The sequence below is a fragment of the Enterococcus sp. DIV0970a genome (assembly GCF_051711265.1).
In the GTDB taxonomy this organism is placed as follows: domain Bacteria; phylum Bacillota; class Bacilli; order Lactobacillales; family Enterococcaceae; genus Enterococcus_D; species Enterococcus_D casseliflavus.
On the sequence record NZ_JBIOMF010000001.1, the window covers coordinates 2,508,743 to 2,527,024 of the forward strand.

Here is an 18,282-nt window from a genome sequence, read left to right on the forward strand (position 1 = left end):
ATCTGGCAAGTTTTTTTTACTTGATCCGATCTAGTTGATTTCTTCCTTCAAGGGTTACTTAAATCCATAGAACAAATAGTGACTTGTAAATCACAGGCAGGAATCTTCGTCTAATAAGGTTTTTTTATTATACAATAAACTGTCGGAAAATTATTGCAAAAAAATGAGAATCGTTATCAATTAACGCGAATTTTCTCATTTGGATGTCACAAACAGCTGCTTATGTCCCATTTTCAAGGAACAAGCTTGACTGATTTCAAAAAAAAGATGACCCGCAATGGGATCATCTTTTTCCGTTTTTTTATTTTTCAAAGCCTTCTGCAACCGCTTCAGGATAGTTTTCTTTGACAATAGCTGCGCAATGGCCGCAAAGTGTTGGTAGCTGCTCTTCTACACCGACATCCACACGGACTTGACGACAACGTTCGCAGACTTCACCTTCGGCTTTTTCCACTAAGATCGCCACGTCTTCGAATTGATAGGCCGCTTCTGGTGCTGCTTCACCTGCTTCTTTGATCGTTAAGAAGTCCGGTGAAATGATCAGCAACTGAGCGATATCTGAATCGATAGCTTTTAGTAGTGCCGCAACTGGCTCAGTTGGATAAACAGTGACTTTCGCTTCAAACGATTTCCCGATCAATTTTGCATTACGTGCTTCTTCCAATGCTTTTAAGACATTGTCACGGAAATCAAGGAAAGCACGCCATAAATCAAGCAGCTCTTCTTGGTTAGCAAATGTACCATAGCCAGGGAACTCCGCTAATTGGACATATTCCTCTTCTTCTTTCAAATGTGACCAGATTTCTTCTGCCGTATGCGGAATGATCGGCGTCAGTAATTTCGTCAACGCAACCGCTGTTTGATAGAAGACGGTTTGCATGGCGCGACGTTGGAAATCATTTTCAGCTTCGATATAAACGACATCTTTCGCAAAATCCAAATAGAAGGATGACATATCGACTGTCAAGAAGTTAATGACTGTTCGGTAAATATGCAAGAAGTTGTATTTTTCATAACCATCTTCTCGGATCGTTTTGATCGTTTGATTCAAACGAACCATCATGTATTTATCGACAGAACGCAAGTTTTCAAATGGTACGCTGTCTTTTGCTGGATCAAAATCACTCGTGTTCGCTAATAGGAAACGCATGGTATTGCGAATTTTCCGATAGACTTCTGATACTTGATTCAAGATATCCATAGACACTCGGACATCCGCTTCGTAGTCAACACTGCTGACCCAAAGGCGCAAAATATCCGCACCCATTTGGTTGATCACTTTTTCTGGTGCAATGGTATTACCAAGAGATTTACTCATCTTACGGCCTTCGCCATCTAAGGTGAAGCCTTGAGACAAGACGGCTTTGTATGGTGCGACTTCATTGATCGCCACACTAGTTGTGATACTTGAGTTGAACCACCCGCGATATTGATCAGAACCTTCCAAGTACATGTCAGCTGGGAACGTCAATTCTGGACGTTGACGTAACACGGCTTCGTGAGAAGAACCTGAATCAAACCAAACATCCATGATGTCAGTTTCTTTCGAGAATTTACCGTTTGGTGAGCCTGGATGCGTGAAGCCAGCCGGCAGCAATTCTTCGGCTTCTTTTTCAAACCAAATCGTTGAACCATGTTCAGCAAACAAGTTTGCCACATGCTCGATCGTTTCAGGTGTGATGATGGCTTCGCCGTTTTCTGCATAAAAGATTGGCAATGGTACACCCCACGCACGTTGACGAGAGATCACCCAGTCGCCGCGATCGCGAATCATATTGTATAAACGGGTTTTGCCCCATGGAATGATCCAATCTACTTTTTCGATCTCATCCAAAATGTTTTGACGGAACTTATCAATTGAAGCAAACCATTGTGGCGTTGCCCGATAGATGACTGGTTTTTTCGTCCGCCAATCATGTGGATAGCTGTGAGTAAAGAAGTTTAGTTTTAATAGCGCCCCTTTTTCTTCTAAAAGCTCAGTGATCATTGGATTGGCTTTGTCATAAAAGACCCCTTCAAATCCTGGTGCTTCTTCTGTGAAGACCCCACGGCTATCGACTGGTGATAAGACATCCAGTCCATATTTTTTGCTGACGATGTAGTCATCTTCCCCGTGTCCTGGTGCAGTGTGGACCAAACCAGTACCGGCATCCAATGTCACATGATCCCCTAACATCAACAGAGACGTACGGTCATAGAAAGGATGTTGCGCCGTCATTTTTTCTAATTGATCGCCTGCCAATTCTTGCAATACTTCGACAGATTCCCAACCAATCTCATTCGTCACGGTTTCTAATAAATCTTTTGCCACGACAAATTTACGACCATCAGCCAAGATTTGAACATAGGCAAAGGTTGGATTCACAGAGATTCCTAGATTCGCTGGCAAGGTCCATGGCGTCGTCGTCCAGATAACAAAAGATGTATCTGAATCAAGCAAATCTTTGCCATCTGCGACTGGGAAAGCAACATAGATCGATGGTGATTTCACATCTTTGTATTCGATCTCGGCTTCTGCTAGTGATGATTCACTAGATGGTGACCAGTAGATTGGTTTTAATCCTTTGTAGATATAGCCTTTTTCTGCCATTTTTCCGAAAACGCGAATTTCTGCAGCTTCATAATCGGGCGTCAGTGTGATGTATGGGTGCTCCCAATCACCAGAAACCCCTAAACGTTTGAAGTCAGCTCTTTGTGTATCCACTTGTGTCAAAGCATATTCTTCACATTTTTTGCGGTATTCTGCCAAGCTCATTTCTTTGCGCTTGATTCCTTTATTCGTCAACACTTGCTCGATCGGCAAACCATGGGTATCCCAACCAGGTACATAAGGGGAACGGAAACCTGACATTGATTTGGAACGTACGATAATGTCTTTACTGATTTTGTTCAATGAGTGTCCGATATGGATGTTCCCATTTGCATAAGGAGGACCATCGTGTAAGACAAAGGTTGGCTTGCCTTCATTTAATTCTTGACGGCGTTGATACAATCGATTTTCTTCCCATTCTTTTTGCCAATCCACTTCGCGGTTCGGCAAGTTGCCTCGCATTGGAAAAGCGGTTTTTCCAAGATGCAGTGTTTCTTTCATTTTCATTCTTGTTTCGCTCCTTTTCGTCTCATTACGTTTCCGTATAATTTCTAAATCCATTGACTCGACCAATCAATTGCTTCAATTGAACGTATCAAAATGGATTGGTTGCCATGACTTTCTTGTGTTTAGGTCTCACTGATTTTAAAAATCAATCCTAGTGATTCCTAGTAGGGTTACTACGCTCCCTATGGTCGCCTAGTACTGTTCATCATCTATTCTGTCTTGCTTCGCAAGCCAATCATAGTGATTCACAGCAAAAAACACGTCCGTCCCTGGCAAGGGACGAACGTGTTCGTGGTACCACCCAAATTTTTATTGTCGTTAGACAATTCTTTGATGATCGGTAACGGGATCAGGCGTCGTTCTCTACTTGAGTCTTTGGATAATCGGCTCTTTAAAGAACGCAACTCACAGATGATCTGATTTCTTACAGGGTTTTATTTGGCTTCCACTCTCCCAAACTCGCTTGAAAAATATAAGAAATTTTTCTGTTCTGTGTCTTAGTTGTTATCTGTTTTGTTCAATTCGTCTAATAAGTTTCTCGCATCATCTAATGTTTTCACTTCAGGGCTTTCGCTTACATCAACGATTTTTTCATCTGATTCAACAACGTCCACATCAAATGTGTCCACTGCTTCTGAGTTTACTCCAGAACCATTTTCACTGTCAAGTTCTTTTGATAAAACTTCTCTGATTACTTGATGGGAATCTTGCACGTAGCTTGAAAATGGCGCCAAAATCTCTTCCCACTCGGGGCTCTTCACTTGTTCTAATTGGGTTTGTAACATAACCAATAAGTTGTTATGGAAGACTCTGGTTTTCTTCTTCAAGTCATTTGTTTCTGTTGCCAATTGACGGGCATTGTCTGTTGCATCCGTCAAAATCTCTTTGGCTTTTTCTTCCGCTGAGGTCATCAAGGCATGGGCATGTTTTTCTGCAGTAGCAACCATTTCATCCGCACGGTTTTGGGCAGACGTAACGATCACTTCTGATTCTTTGCTTGCGCTTGTTTTTACTTTATCCGCGGTATCTTGAGCCACGATGATGGATTGGTTCAAGGCGTCTTTCAGTTCATTGAAATACTCTAGTTTTTCTTCGGCGTGTTTCAATGATTTCTCTAACTCGCGATTGCGTTGAACCGCTTCTTCATAATCGCGGACGATCATATCCAAAAAGTCATCGACTTCGTCTTGGTTGTATCCTCTCATTTTTACTGAAAAGTTTTTATTTTGAATGTCTAATGGAGTTAATGCCATATTCTATACACCTCTTTGATTTATTTACGTAATACACCTAATAACAATCTAACTTTTTCTTTTTTCGTGGTTCCTTCTAACCCCTGTATTTGAATCCGACCAAATCCTCTTACTGAAACGATATCCAGTAAATCCAGAACAAAATCTGGTCGTAGTGCTTCTGTCCAGTTTACTTTTACTTTTCCTGATTCGATCAACTGTTTCGAACGCTGACGTGAGATGTTGTATACGGCAGAGATCACTGTATCAAGACGCAATGAACTAACCGTTTCTCTTTCCTCGGTCCAGCCATCTTTAGGAACGATCAACTCGGTGTATTTTGTTTCTTCCAAGCGCACCGATACGTTTCCGATTTTATCCACTTGGAGTTGGATAAAATGACTGACTTCAGCGGCAACGAATACTTGCCATATTTCACCATCGGAAAGAATGTCTCCAAAGTATTCCCTCTTGACTCCAGTCCCCATTAACGTGCCTAAAACTTTTCCATGACTCAACACCGTAAATTTTTTCGGGTATTGAATCGTAAACAAAGTCATGTCAAACTCATCGGTGGTGGGCTCATAATAATCGGGATAAATCAAACAACGTCGTCTTTCAGCAGCTTCGTAACCACCAAAAAAGCGGAAGCTTAAATCCGTTGATTGACGAATCAAGCTTTCTAAAATATACGCTTGTCTCGGATCTAAAAAATCAGTTAAGTAAGGCGCATACTGCATTTGCACTTGTTCGATCCATCCTTGAGCGGAATCAATAAAAGGGCGTTCATCGTTTCGAAAATGTTGATAGACATTTGCGTTCACCGATAACCACCCCTTACGTTAAAATAAAATTGATTGTAAGATCAATATCAATGCTTGTGATGCTAGCTGTAAGACGATAATTGCAAACGCAATCGTAAAATCAATACCAGCAAAACTTAATTTCAATCGATCAAATAAACTCAAATACGGTTCACACACTTTTGCTAAGAAACGGCCAAAAGCGGATTGATACCCTCCTGGAAACCAAGACAAAAGTGCATAGATCACTAATAAAATGGTATACAGATAAACAGCATCACTTAGTAATTTAACGAATCTCAAAAATAAAATTGGCGTTCCTCCTCACTTTAGATATCAAAAAAATTGGTATCTGCTAATGTTTGGGCAGTGCCTTCAATTTCCATACCCTTAGGCGTGCAAAGAAAAATTTCATCGCCAACACGCTTGATATCACCATCTTCAGCGTACACTGTTCCTGTTAAAAAATCAACTATTCGACGAGCTTGGTACTCTTCAATTAAATGAAAATTAACAAGTACAGCATCCCCATTGATGACCTGCTTGGCAATCCCCATCGCTTCGGAATAGACGCGTGGCTCTACGATCGTTATTTTACCAGCTGCTTGTGCGGGTGTTTCTTTTGCTTTTGTTTCTTTGACTCTCGTATTGCTTCTTTGTTGTGCCATCGGAACGACTTTTTCTTCCGTCTTCGTCACCGGTCTTACCCGTTCAGCCGCAGCTGAGGCTTGTTGATAGACAGCTGCTTGTGGTTGCTGTCTGTATTGATAGGCTTGATTTTGTGGTTGACTTGTTGTACGTGTTGCCGCTTGGCCAGATGCATACGTATTCGTGGTTGCTCTGGGGGCTGTAAAAGCTCCTCCTTGGTTCACAGCTTGTTTAGACGCTGTGCGTGCCGGTTCTTCCGTGGCAAATGTTTCTTCGTAGTAATCTTCTTCGTCAGTCAATCCAAAAAAATTGGTCAGTTTCTCTTTGAGCGACATCGGTCAACCTCCTTTTTTATTGAAATAATGCTGTTCCTACACGAATAAATGTTGCACCTTCTTGAATCGCAATGGGAAAATCATTACTCATTCCCATACTCGTTTCTAAGCAAGGGGCATGTGTAAGATGCAGGTCAGCGATCTGTTGTTGAATCCTTTTTAATTCTTTAAAAATCTGATGCTGCTCGTCTTTGGAAGCAGTGAGCGGGGCCATCGTCATCAATCCAACAACACTAATTTTGTCGAACGAAGCAAGTGCTTCAATAAAAGCCATTACCTCTTCAACAAAAATCCCTTGTTTCGTTGCTTCCTGCGAAACATTCACTTCCACAAAGCAGTTGATCGGATGCTCTGCTCGTTTTTGAATTTCTTGTGCCAGTTTGATTGAATCTAACGCATGGAAAAAATCAATCTCATTTATAATTGATTTTACCTTTCTGCGTTGCAAATTGCCAATAAAATGCCAACGGACATCTGGATAATCCTTTAGTGCTGCCTTCTTTTCAAGTAGTTTTTCTACTCGATTTTCTGCACAATCCCGCACACCATTTTCTAAAAGGACTCTTGTTGTTTCTGTATCGACGGATTTTGTCACAGCTGTCAAACAGACATCATTGGCATTTCTAGAAACAAGAGCACAGGAATCCTGTATCTCTTGCTGAATCTTGTGCAAGTTCTCAGAAATCATGTGCTCTGCCCCCTAGCGTTTACGACGGAAAAATGGTGGTGTGCTTAATTCGTCGTCATCATTCGAACGTACTTCATCACGGCTGAAGGTATCGAATTCTTTCTTTTCTACATTTTCAAATGTGTTTTCTTCTACTTTAGGTCGTACATTTTGTTCTTTGCGGATATCCCAATCACCAAAGCCATTGCTTTCTTCTGCTTGCGCTGGGCGTGCTTGATCCATATCTAATGTTGGTTTTTGAGGGATAGAATGAATTTGACCTTGGCTTTGTCTGCTAGAGCGAGAACCCCGTTCTTTTTTTGAAGGGTCAATGCCGGTTGCAATGACAGTCACACGGATCTCATCGCCTAAGTCTTCATTGATTGATGTACCTAAGATAATGTTTACGTCGCCTGTTGCCGCATGAGCGACGATATCAGAAGCATCTTGTGCTTCAAATAAAGTCATATCCAATCCGCCAGTGATGTTCAATAGCACTTGTTCTGCGCCATCGATCGACGTTTCTAGTAATGGTGAAGAGATCGCTTTTTTCGTTGCTTCGATCACACGTTCTTCCCCGCTAGCAACACCGATTCCCATCAAGGCTGTGCCTTGATTTTCCATTACTGTTTTCACATCAGCGAAGTCTAAGTTGACATAGCCAGGTGCAGTGATCAAGTCTGAGATCCCTTGAACCCCTTGACGCAAGACATTGTCTGCTTCACGGAATGCTTCAAGCATTGGCGTTTTCTTGTCAACAACTTCTAATAAACGGTTGTTTGAGATGATCAATAAGGTATCGACATTCTCTTTTAATTTAGCGATGCCTTCAGCCGCAAAACGGCCACGTTTTGGTCCTTCAAATGTAAACGGACGAGTAACGACACCGACTGTCAACGCGCCGATTTCTTTAGCGATTTTCGCTACGATCGGTGCAGCACCTGTTCCGGTTCCGCCACCCATACCAGCGGTAATGAAAATCATGTCTGCGCCTTCTAATGATTCGCGAATAGAATCTTCACTTTCTTCCGCTGCTTTTTGACCAACTTCTGGTTGAGAGCCCGCACCAAGTCCGCGGGTATATTTAGGGCCTAATTGAATGACTGTTTCTGCTTTTGAGTTTTTTAACGCTTGAACGTCAGTGTTGGCTGCAATAAATTCTACGCCCTTGACATTTTCTTCGATCATACGATTAACTGCGTTGCCGCCACCGCCACCGACTCCGATGACTTTGATCACAGCGCCGTCATTGATGTTATTATCAATTGAAAATTCCATAATTTATCTTCCTCCTGAGAATCGTTTTAGATTATTCAAAGATATTTGAGAAGAAATCTTTTACTCGGTTTGTGATCGACTCACCTTTTTTCTCTTCTTCTGCTTCTTCATAAGTTTCTTCTGGCGCTTCATATTGTTCGTAATGCACTTCTTGTTGTTGAATAGCAACGGGCTGTTGCGCCACTGTTTTTTCACCAGTGATCGCACTTTTGGCAAGCTGGTACACTTCGCTTAAGTTTGCCGAATAGTCAACGATACTGATCACATTCGTGAAAACAGGATTTCTAAGTCCCATATGATTAGGAACGTAAAGCTTGACGTTTGTTTCGAATACTTCTTGAGCAAGATCTACGACACCAGGAAGACTTGCAGCGCCACCAGTCAAGATCACGCCACCCGGTAAATCAAGTCCATCGATTTCGTCTAGGACTTCTTTTGATTTGGTGAAGATTTGTTCCATACGGGCTTCAATGATTTCTGATAAATAGCGTTCATCGATTTTCACTGGTTCTGATTTTCCGATCACATCAACCGGAAATTCTTCGCTGGCTGAAGTGCGTTCAGGATACGCATCCCCATAATTGATCTTCAATGCTTCTGCATTGTTGAAAGAGGTATTTAAAACCGTCGAAATGTCTTTTGTGACAAATTCGCCGCCCTCTTGGTTCACATGGGTGAATTTCAATTGCTTGTCGTGCATCGCTGCTGTGGTTGTTTGGCCGCCACCAATGTCGATGACGATCGTACCAAAATCTTTTTCACCGTCTGATAAAATCGATTCTGTTAGTGCTAATGGCGTAATGACTACTTCATTAACAATCAAACCAGATTTTTCAACACATTTGCGAATGTTGTGAATGATGGTTTTTGGTCCTGTATACACAACACCAAACATTTCTAGGCGAACCCCGATCATGCCACGAGGATCTTTGATTCCTTCAAAACCATCAACGGTAAATTCCTGCGGTAAAATAGCAATGATCTGTCTTTCAGGAGGGGTAGAACGAACGAGTGCTGCGGAGGCAACATTACGCACGTCTTCGTCGGTGATCTCTTTTGATTCACTATTGACAGCGATCATTCCTTGACAATTTTCCACTTCAAGAAGATTGGCTGGTACACCAACACTTACACTGCGAATTTGAATTCCTGCTTTTTCTTCTGCTTGTCTTACTGCTCTTTGAATGGCTTGTACCGTTTTATCGATATCTACAATGATCCCACGGTTGATTCCTTCTGATTTTGCATTACCTACACCAATGATATTCATTTGGCTGTCAACGTATTCGGCTACTACAACTTTTACAGATGTCGTACCGATATCAAGGCCAACATACATTCCCGTTTTTGCCATGGATGGGGTTCCCTCCTACTTAAATTGGATATATAGCGAACCATCACAGTCCGTTTTTAGAGTTCATTCGAATAATTTGTTCACTGTTACCAATTCTACCATATAATGGCGCTTTTTAGAAACAAGTTAATGAAAAAAACTCTTGAATTTTTCCTAAGAATCACTATCAGCTGTTTGATTTTCGTCTGCATCGTCTTCTTGTGTATTTGAAATTGGGTAAGTAAAGATTCCAACTTCCATATCCACAATACTGTCCTCGGTCAAATCTTTGGCAATTTGCGGATAATACTGCATTTGACTCACCATATTCGAAATGTTGACGATCACTTGATTGCCATCATTCATAAAGAGAGTCAGCAGCTCATCATTGCTGTCACGGGGGGTATATTTGATTTGAGAAACGCCATCGCGAATTTCTGAACTTAATTCTTGATAGGCACTAAGTGTTGCTTTGATTTTATCTTCAGCCGAAAAATTTTCTAAAACCGGCAATCCTTCCACTGGCTGCTCACTGATTTCATCTAACACAACGCCATTTTCTAAAACCGGCGCATAGCCACCATCTTGGGCTAGTAAAGCAACTTCTTGAAATTCAGTGACAGTGATATCGAAGCGATTGATACCAGATAGAGAAATTGAGGCATTTTTTATACGTGGCAATTCTTTTTTGATGGCAGACACGCTTTGATTACGTTCGAAAAATTGCGGCCACATCTCTTCATTGACGGTTAGGTCCGAATTTTCGAGAATTGCTTCTGCGGATACTTCATGATTGCCTTTGACGACCACATTCGCCAAACGACTAAGGGGCGAAACGAAATACAAAACAATCAATAAAGGAATCATCAACAATCCAATAATCAAGGCTAAACGGCGAATCAACACTTGGTTGCGATACGCCTTTAGGTTAGGCAGCCGATCAGCAAAGGAGCGGGCCTTTTTTTCTGGCTCTGGCAATGCTTCCTTCTCATCAACGGACTCTTCCATTACTTCATCTGCTTCAAAAAATGTTTCTTCTTGCTCGTCTTCATGGTCTTTGGACGTATCTTCTGTTTCTTCAGGAGCAGGAGAAGACCAAGCTGGCTGATTGCCTTTTTCTTGCAAATACTTTAGATTTTCTTTTTGCCAAGGGGTCAACTCTTCCGTTGACGAGGGGGTTTGATCATCATGAGGTGTTTTGTCTTTACTAATGATAATCGCTCCTTTCTATCCCACACATTGTACTATTTGATTACCTCTTGCACAAGTCGAAATAATCGTTCTGAGGCATCGCTGATCCCTTGTTCTTTTGAGGCTTTTGCCATCTTACTACGAAGGGCTTCATCTTGCATGATACTGTCTACTGCTTCCACGAGGTTTTGACTGTTTAGTTCATGATCGGCAATCATTTTGACTGCTCCTGCATTGGCTAAACTTTGGGCGTTCTTCGTTTGGTGGTCATTGGTCACATAAGGACTAGGAATCAAAATCGCTGGAATCCCTAATGCAGTGAATTCTGCGATCGATGTGGCTCCTGCTCGTCCAATCAACAAATCACTATTTGCCATCACTTCTGCCATCTGATCAATGTAAGGGCGAATACTGATATTAGGAAAGGCATCTTTTGACATGCCGATTTTTTCTTCGATCTCTTTGTAATACCGTTCACCTGACGCATAGAGAAGCTGATACTCTTTTTGAGCAAACAGCGGCAACGCATCAATGATCGCTTGATTGATTTTCAGTGCTCCTTGACTCCCACCAAAAACCAAGACCGTCTTTTTCGCCGGATTTAAATCGTAGGAAGACAAAATCGCTGACTTTTGACTGTTGCGTACTTCTTGACCTCGAGGATTCCCCACCAGCACCGTTTTCTTCGCTGGAAAGTACTGGGACGCATCGTGAAAGGCAATGGCGATTTTATCCACATATTTGGTTAGAAATTTATTCGTGATTCCGGGAACACTATTTTGTTCATGAATAATTGTAGGTATTTTCAACTTCGCTGCAGCAAAGACCACCGCGCCAGAAACGTAGCCGCCGGTGCCGATCACCACATCCGGTTGAAACTCCTTGATGATTTTTTTGGCTGCGTAATAACTTTTCATGAAAAGTTGGATCGTTTTTACATTATCGAAGGACAACTTACGCTTAAAGCCTTGGATTTCTAATGTTTTAAAAGGAATACCTGTTGGAGGGACGATTTTATTTTCCAAGCCCCTTGTTGCACCAATGTATAAAAATTCGGCTGTCGGGTCAATCTCTTTTACATAATCGACGAAAGACAACGCTGGATAAATATGTCCGCCAGTACCGCCGCCAGTCACAAGTATTTTCATATCCGTCACTCATTTCTATTTAAGTTCTGCTACTGCCGCCATAAATTTGTCGCCGCGAACTTCAAAATTAGGGTATTGATCCCAACTTGCATTCGCAGGTGACAATAAAATCGTATCTCCAGCAGCACTTAAAGAAAAGGCTAATGGGACGGCTGTTTCAACATTGTCTGTCATTTCAATTGTTTTTACCCCTGCTGCTTGAGCAGCAGCGGCTAATTTTTCTTTTGTTTCACCAAACAACACGATGGCTTTTAGCCCTTTTAGTGCGGGAACTAAGTCATCAAAGCTGTTCCCCCGATCCAAACCACCTGCCAATAAAATCAGTTTCTCATTGTCAAAGCCGCCTAATGCCATTTCTGTGGCTAGAATGTTTGTTGCTTTGGAGTCATTGAAAAATTTCACCTGATTGATGGTGGTGACATACTGAGTCCGATGGGGCACGCCTGTAAAGGTTTGTAACGCTTGCTTAATGGCTTCGTTTGGCATATCGCAAAGTTTACCGACAGCAATCGCTGCTAATGCATTTTCAATATTATGATCTCCTGGCACGCCAAGTTCATCAGCTGCCATGATCACTTCTTCTTTATAATAGAGGATACCGTCAAGCATGTACGCGCCTGCTACTTTTTCCTTGGTGGAAAAAGGAATGATTTGCGCTTTTGATTTTGCCGACAATGCTTCTAGCTCTGGTTGGTTCCAGTTGATCACCAAATAATCATCTGCAGTCATTCGCTGTTGCAAACGCCATTTTGCTAGGACATACTCTGGACGACTGCCATGGTAATCGATATGGGCTTCATAAATATTGGTGATCACGGCGATTTTTGGTCGCAAAGTATCGATCCCCATCAATTGGAAGCTAGACAATTCCATGACTAATCGGTCTTCTGCTTTGGCTGTTTGAGCAACGGAACTTGCAGGAAACCCAATGTTCCCAGAAAGCAGTGCCTGCCCTTTTTGCATCCCGGCGTTTAAGACATTGGCGATCATGGTCGTTGTGGTGGTTTTTCCGTTCGTACCAGTAATGCCGATAATCGGAGCCTCAGAGATTTGATACGCTAGCTCCACTTCCGTGATTACAGAAATTTTTTTCTCTAAAGCTTTTTGAACAAGGGGCTGTGAATAAGGGATTCCTGGATTTTTCACAACTAACGAAAAGCCTTCATCCAATAATTCGATTGGGTGGCTGCCAGTGATCACTTTGACCCCTAACGCCAAAAGATCTTGTGCTTCGGGATTTTCAGCAAATGGCTTGCCGTCATTAACGGTCACAAGTGCGCCCAAATCATGTAACAATTTGGCCGCACTGAATCCACTACGCGCTAATCCTAGCACAAGAACTTTTTTATTTTGATATGTTTTAATTTTTTTCATTTTCTTCATCTCCTACCATACAAGGGCTATTGTGAGCAACGAGCAACCTAACGCAATACACCAAAAAACAGTGTCGATCTTCCACTCAGACCATCCGCTCATTTCAAAATGATGGTGGATGGGTGACATCTTGAAGATTCGTTTGCCCGTTAATTTGAATGAGGCAACTTGCAGCATCACGCTTGCTGTTTCACAAACATAGACCAGTCCGACAAGCAAGAGGGTCCATTCTTGGTGTAAAAGAATCGAAATTGCTGCCAGCAGACCGCCTAAAGCCAGTGAGCCGACATCCCCCATAAAAATTTTAGCCGGTTTGCGATTGTACGGAAAGAAGCCGATCAATCCGCCAATGATTGCTAGACAAACGATCAATACATCGATTTGATCTTGCCGCCAAGCAATCAGTGCGTAAGTTGAAAAAGAAATCGTGCCCAGTCCTGCGACCAGACCATCGATACCGTCGGTCAAGTTGACTGCATTTGAAAAACCGACCAGCCAAAAGATGACGAACACTCCGTAAAAGATCGACAGTGGCACATCGATCCCAAAGAAATTTAACACGTCTGCATTGCCTTCCGCTCGAAAAACAAAGTAAAAGACGAGTCCGCCTAAAATTTGTCCAATCAATTTTTGCAGCGAGTTTAAGCCCATATTTCTTTTGCGGAAAATCTTGATGAAATCGTCAAGAAATCCTAATGCACCATAAACCAAGGTAATGAACAAAAGAATGAACAATGAAGCAGTCAGTTGATTTTGCCATGCCCCTACCCAAATTGCAGTGATCATTGCAGAAATCAAAAATACAAACCCACCCATCGTTGGTGTACCAGCCTTTACGTTATGCCATTTAGGGCCGTCACCACGTATTTCCTGTCCGTATTTCTTCATTTGAAAATAGCCGATAAACAAAGGCATTGCGGCTGTTACGATCGCAAAGCCACTTGCCAAAGGTAATATCATCTCTGTCCATTCCATATCGTTCTCTCCTATTATTCTATTCGTTTTCGCTTAGTGTAAACTTGATCGATTGACCCGATAACTCAGTATAAGGCTCCACGCTCTGTTTGGTACAATAGCCGTCCCCTTCAAAACTGACGTCCACATTCAACAGACTGCCAAATTTGATCAAATCTGCTTTGGACCAGGAAGTCGTATCAGGCATGTAATACTTGTCGCTATCCGTAATCAGCAGTACTCGTCCGCCAGGCATGATCGAAGTGCCGCTGTCAACGGACTGTGCGATGACCTTCTCGCCATCACCGATGACAACAGGGGTCAACCCAGCTTTTTGAACGTCAGTTGCCGCTGATTCTGTATCAAGATTACGATAATCCCCTACAGTCGTTTCACTACCTGAGGTTGTACTATCTTCTAATGCAGAATTTTTCAGATCCATGACTCGTTTCATCAATGGATTGGCAATTTCACCCAACACGGTGCTTTCGTGCTTCTCTGGCAATTTGATCGTCAAATACAAAATATATTCAGGTTCTTCTGAAGGAAACATCAAAACAACAGAATACAGATAATTGGTACCACCAGACAAATACTTACCGGTCGTTGGATCGGCTACTTGGGCTGTCCCCGTTTTCGCGGAAATATTGTAGCCCGGTAGTTCATAGACACCATAAGCACTTCCGTAATTTTCACTTTCGACAACATCACGCATATATTCCCGTACTTTTGTTGCCGCTTCTGCTGTGATGGGATGGCCAACTTCTTCTGGTTGTGTGACCGTTTCTTCTCCTGTATTGCCATCAACGATTTTACTAATAAATTGTGGTTTCAACATCGTTCCGTTATTTGCCACCGACGTAAAGGCCTGCATCATTTGGAAATTCGTCACACCAATCGCTTGACCAAATGACGTCATCGCTTGGCTGACAGGGTTATCCTCTGGTGTGATCCCAGTATTTTCGTTAGGCAATCCTGAATAGGTACTGCGACCAAAACCAAATTCTTTTAAGTATTGCTGCCAACGATCTGCCATTCGCTGTTCCAAGGTCACCATTCCAATATTACTCGACCATGAAAGTGCTTGGCGCATCGTCAGTGTTCCTTTTTGACCGAAGTCCCAGTCGTTGATGGTTGCATCATAAAGTTTCATTCCATCAGGGCTTGGGGTAAAAGTTTCGTTTTCATTAAAGATCCCTTGATCGATCGCTGCTGCCGTCGTCAAGATCTTCATGGTTGATCCTGGCTCGTAGTTGTCCTCAACTAATAGGTTTTGCCAATCATTGATGGAATCCAAATTTTCTGGATTATAGGTTGGTCGTTGCGCCATCGCCACGATTTCACCCGTTTTTGCATCCATTAAGTTCGCTGTTAAGTTTTCTGGTTTGTTTTCTTTAAAGACACTGTCCATCAGCGTTTCCAAGTAGCTTTGGATCCGACTATCGATGGTCGTATAGACGTCTTTCCCATCCACCGCTGCAACAGTTTCGGCTACGGTTCCTGGCAACGGATTTTGATTGTTGTCTTTTTGATAAACGATCTCGCCATCGGTCCCTGAAAGCACGTCATTGTAGGCAGCTTCTAGCCCGGTTTTCCCAACTAGACCAGTATCGTCATCATTGGCAACAGCATACCCGATAAAGTGAGAAGAAAAGACACCATTCGGATAAAGACGAGCTGGATGACTGTCAAAATGAAAGCCAGCAATCCCTTCTTTTTCCATTGCATCTTCAATCGCATTCTTTTTTTCTAATGTAATATTGTTCCCTTTGCTTCCAAAAGAAACACGCCATAATTGTTGCTCAAGCCCTTCTTCTAATGTATTGACTGCTGTTTCTTGGTCGATGGACAATACATCCGACAAGATTTTGCCCAATTTATTGAAGTTTGCTTTTTCTGCAAAAAGATTCTTTTTGCCATCTTTGTAATTTTGGTTCAAAACAGCGTAAATTGAATAGGAAGTCACATCTTCAGCAATTGGAATCCCATTGCGGTCATAGATCGTTCCACGTTTCGCTTTGATGACTTCACTGCCTTCATAAAGATTTTTCGTTTTTTCAGCTAAGGAAGTCCCAGCGACATCTCCGACAATGACGATGTAGCTCAAACGCGTGACAAACAAAAAGAACAATCCAATACTCGTAGCAAAGAGAATAATACCTACTTTTTTGCGATTGTTCGTTGTAGTTTGATTGTTCTTTTTTAAGTATTGCTTGAATTTATCTGTTAACTTCATTTAGTCCACTTTCCTTAAATTGCCGTCATCGATCGACAATCCATTATCCTCAGCAATCTTTTGGATGCGCTCGGTTTTAGAAAGTTCATTTTTCTCTTGTTCCAACTGTTCTGCTTGTGTTGTTTTTTCATTGATATCCGATTGGATCAAAGAAATATCGTGTTCGACTTGACTGATATTGGTTCGAATATTGATGGTCAAGATCGCCAACGTCAATACAGAGATGATCACAAAGGCAGCGATCAGTTTTTCCAGAGTAGAAATGCTTTTTAACCGACGAGCCGGAGATGCTGGTACGCGGATGACCTCAGGACGCTGGGGATCAGTAGGCAGTTTTTCAGTTGTCGGTTCAGAGTGTTCCATAGGTTGTGATTCAAGTGGTTCTCTGAATTCATAGTCATGAACTTTTAGTTCTGCCATAGTTGTTACCCTTCGCTTTCCTTGATTTTTTCCGCGATTCGCAGTTTCGCACTGCGAGAACGATTATTTTCAGCTACTTCTTCCTCAGTTGGAAGTAGTGGTTTTCTTGTTATAAGTTTAAGTGTTGGTTGGAATTCTTCTGGTATCATCGGCAAACCTGGCGGCATATCCTTCGGTGTGCTGTATTCCTTGAACATCGATTTCACGATGCGATCTTCTAAAGAGTGAAACGTGATGACACTCACACGTCCGTTGACTGCTAAAAGATGAATCGCTTGTTCAAGTGATTCTTCAATCACACCTAGCTCATCATTGACTGCAATGCGAATGGCTTGGAAAACCCGTTTTGCAGGGTGTCCGCCTTTTCTTCTTGCTGGCGCAGGAATGGCTGTTTTGATGATATCGACCAACTCACCCGTTGTTTCGATTGGATGATCTTGTCGCACCCGCTCGATTTCACGAGCGATTTGTTTCGAGAATTTTTCTTCTCCATAACGGAAGAAGATTTTGACTAATTGGTGGTAGTCGAATTGATTGACTACTTCATAGGCAGTCAATGTTGCAGTTTGATCCATCCGCATATCCAGCGGTGCATCTTGGTGGTAGCTAAAGCCGCGTTCGGCTTCATCTAATTGGGGTGAGGAAACACCTAAATCGTACAAAATCCCATCGACTCGGCTCACACCGTGTTGATGCAATGCTTCCTTTAAATAGCGGAAATTACTTTTAATGAACGTAACCATTCCTTTAGCAACATATGGTGCTAAACGTTCTTTCGCATGATCGATAGCAGTTTGGTCTTGATCAAAAGCAAAGAGATGTCCCTCTTCAGACAGTTGCGACAATAAATATTCACTATGACCGGCTCCACCTAATGTACAATCGACATAGACGCCTTCTGGACGAATCTTTAACCCATCAACGGTCTCCTGTAGCATAACGGTGTAGTGTTGAAAATCTGCCATGTGTTTTTTCCTCTTCCTATCAAGCCTATAAGCCAAAATCAATCATTGTTTCAGCAATTTCATCAAAGTTTTCTTCTGCTTCTTCAGAGAATGCTTGCCAACGCGTTTCATCCCAAATCTCGATTCGGTTTGAAACGCCGATGATCACACAGCTTTTGGTAAGGTCTGCATGATTTCTCAATGTAACAGGGATATTGATTCGTCCTTGTTTATCGATTTCGCACTCTGTTGCAGCAGAATAAAAGAAGCGGACAAATGTCCGAGCGTCCTTTTTCGCTAAAGGCATTTCGTTTAGTTTTTCTTCAAGTTTTTCCCATTCAGATAAGGGGTAGCCAAATAAACAGCCATCTAATCCACGTGTCACAACAAATTTTTCTCCGAGTTTTTCTCGTAGTTTTGAAGGGACGATTAGTCGGCCTTTTGCATCTATCGAATGTTGAAATTCACCCATAAACATCGATAAATAACCCCCGATCTCCACCTGATATTCACAGTCTACCACAATCCCCCACTTTCTACCACAAATTATATGAAATTTGAAAGGGAAGTTGTTTGACTTTTCTTTACCAAATGAGGAAAAAGAGGAAAACCGACTACTTAA

At 42.1% G+C, this 18,282-nt stretch carries 16 protein-coding genes; all 16 read right to left on the reverse strand.

The features are described from left to right. Positions 1-301 precede the first annotated feature (301 nt). The gene (gene ileS, locus IGK14_RS12060; RefSeq protein ID WP_010749762.1) at positions 302-3,097 is read right to left on the reverse strand and encodes an isoleucine--tRNA ligase; all 2,796 of its coding nucleotides are present in this window, start codon (positions 3,095-3,097) and stop codon (positions 302-304) included. 497 nt (positions 3,098-3,594) lie between these two features. Beyond that, positions 3,595-4,350 carry a DivIVA domain-containing protein gene (locus IGK14_RS12065; protein ID WP_005228824.1) on the reverse strand — a complete coding sequence of 252 codons (756 nt, stop codon included), beginning with the start codon at positions 4,348-4,350 and terminating at the stop codon, positions 3,595-3,597. Between the two features lie 20 nt (positions 4,351-4,370). Next, positions 4,371-5,153: an RNA-binding protein gene (locus IGK14_RS12070; RefSeq protein ID WP_010749763.1), complete on the reverse strand. Its 783-nt coding sequence runs from the start codon at positions 5,151-5,153 to the stop codon at positions 4,371-4,373. 18 nt (positions 5,154-5,171) lie between these two features. After that, positions 5,172-5,435, reverse strand: a complete 264-nt coding sequence (locus tag IGK14_RS12075) for a YggT family protein (protein ID WP_005228822.1) — start codon at positions 5,433-5,435, stop codon at positions 5,172-5,174. Positions 5,436-5,461: 26 nt separating this feature from the next. After that, positions 5,462-6,115 carry a cell division protein SepF gene (locus tag IGK14_RS12080; protein ID WP_010749764.1) on the reverse strand — a complete coding sequence of 218 codons (654 nt, stop codon included), beginning with the start codon at positions 6,113-6,115 and terminating at the stop codon, positions 5,462-5,464. Between the two features lie 16 nt (positions 6,116-6,131). Then, positions 6,132-6,803 carry a YggS family pyridoxal phosphate-dependent enzyme gene (locus tag IGK14_RS12085; protein WP_010749765.1) on the reverse strand — a complete coding sequence of 224 codons (672 nt, stop codon included), beginning with the start codon at positions 6,801-6,803 and terminating at the stop codon, positions 6,132-6,134. A 12-nt stretch (positions 6,804-6,815) separates the two neighbouring features. Further along, positions 6,816-8,060 (reverse strand): cell division protein FtsZ, encoded by a 1,245-nt coding sequence (gene ftsZ / locus IGK14_RS12090; protein ID WP_005228816.1) that lies wholly within the window; start codon positions 8,058-8,060, stop codon positions 6,816-6,818. Between the two features lie 31 nt (positions 8,061-8,091). After that, positions 8,092-9,414, reverse strand: coding sequence for a cell division protein FtsA (gene ftsA, locus IGK14_RS12095; RefSeq protein ID WP_005228814.1), 1,323 nt, complete (start codon positions 9,412-9,414; stop codon positions 8,092-8,094). Between the two features lie 153 nt (positions 9,415-9,567). Beyond that, positions 9,568-10,551 (reverse strand): cell division protein FtsQ/DivIB, encoded by a 984-nt coding sequence (locus IGK14_RS12100; protein ID WP_010749766.1) that lies wholly within the window; start codon positions 10,549-10,551, stop codon positions 9,568-9,570. An 86-nt stretch (positions 10,552-10,637) separates the two neighbouring features. Next, a complete protein-coding gene (gene murG, locus IGK14_RS12105; RefSeq protein WP_010749767.1) occupies positions 10,638-11,732 on the reverse strand; it encodes an undecaprenyldiphospho-muramoylpentapeptide beta-N-acetylglucosaminyltransferase in 1,095 nt (364 codons plus the stop codon). A 15-nt stretch (positions 11,733-11,747) separates the two neighbouring features. Next, positions 11,748-13,106, reverse strand: coding sequence for a UDP-N-acetylmuramoyl-L-alanine--D-glutamate ligase (gene murD / locus IGK14_RS12110; protein ID WP_010749768.1), 1,359 nt, complete (start codon positions 13,104-13,106; stop codon positions 11,748-11,750). Positions 13,107-13,118: 12 nt separating this feature from the next. After that, positions 13,119-14,081, reverse strand: coding sequence for a phospho-N-acetylmuramoyl-pentapeptide-transferase (gene mraY / locus IGK14_RS12115; RefSeq protein WP_010749769.1), 963 nt, complete (start codon positions 14,079-14,081; stop codon positions 13,119-13,121). Between the two features lie 19 nt (positions 14,082-14,100). Further along, the gene (locus IGK14_RS12120; protein WP_010749770.1) at positions 14,101-16,296 is read right to left on the reverse strand and encodes a penicillin-binding transpeptidase domain-containing protein; all 2,196 of its coding nucleotides are present in this window, start codon (positions 16,294-16,296) and stop codon (positions 14,101-14,103) included. Then, the gene (gene ftsL / locus IGK14_RS12125) at positions 16,297-16,716 is read right to left on the reverse strand and encodes a cell division protein FtsL (RefSeq protein ID WP_005228796.1); all 420 of its coding nucleotides are present in this window, start codon (positions 16,714-16,716) and stop codon (positions 16,297-16,299) included. It abuts the gene before it with no gap. A gap of 5 nt (positions 16,717-16,721) precedes the next feature. Beyond that, positions 16,722-17,681: a 16S rRNA (cytosine(1402)-N(4))-methyltransferase RsmH gene (gene rsmH / locus IGK14_RS12130; RefSeq protein WP_010749771.1), complete on the reverse strand. Its 960-nt coding sequence runs from the start codon at positions 17,679-17,681 to the stop codon at positions 16,722-16,724. Between the two features lie 25 nt (positions 17,682-17,706). Next, complete coding sequence (gene mraZ, locus IGK14_RS12135; RefSeq protein ID WP_005228792.1) at positions 17,707-18,138, reverse strand: division/cell wall cluster transcriptional repressor MraZ; 432 nt, start codon at positions 18,136-18,138, stop codon at positions 17,707-17,709. Positions 18,139-18,282 lie beyond the last annotated feature (144 nt).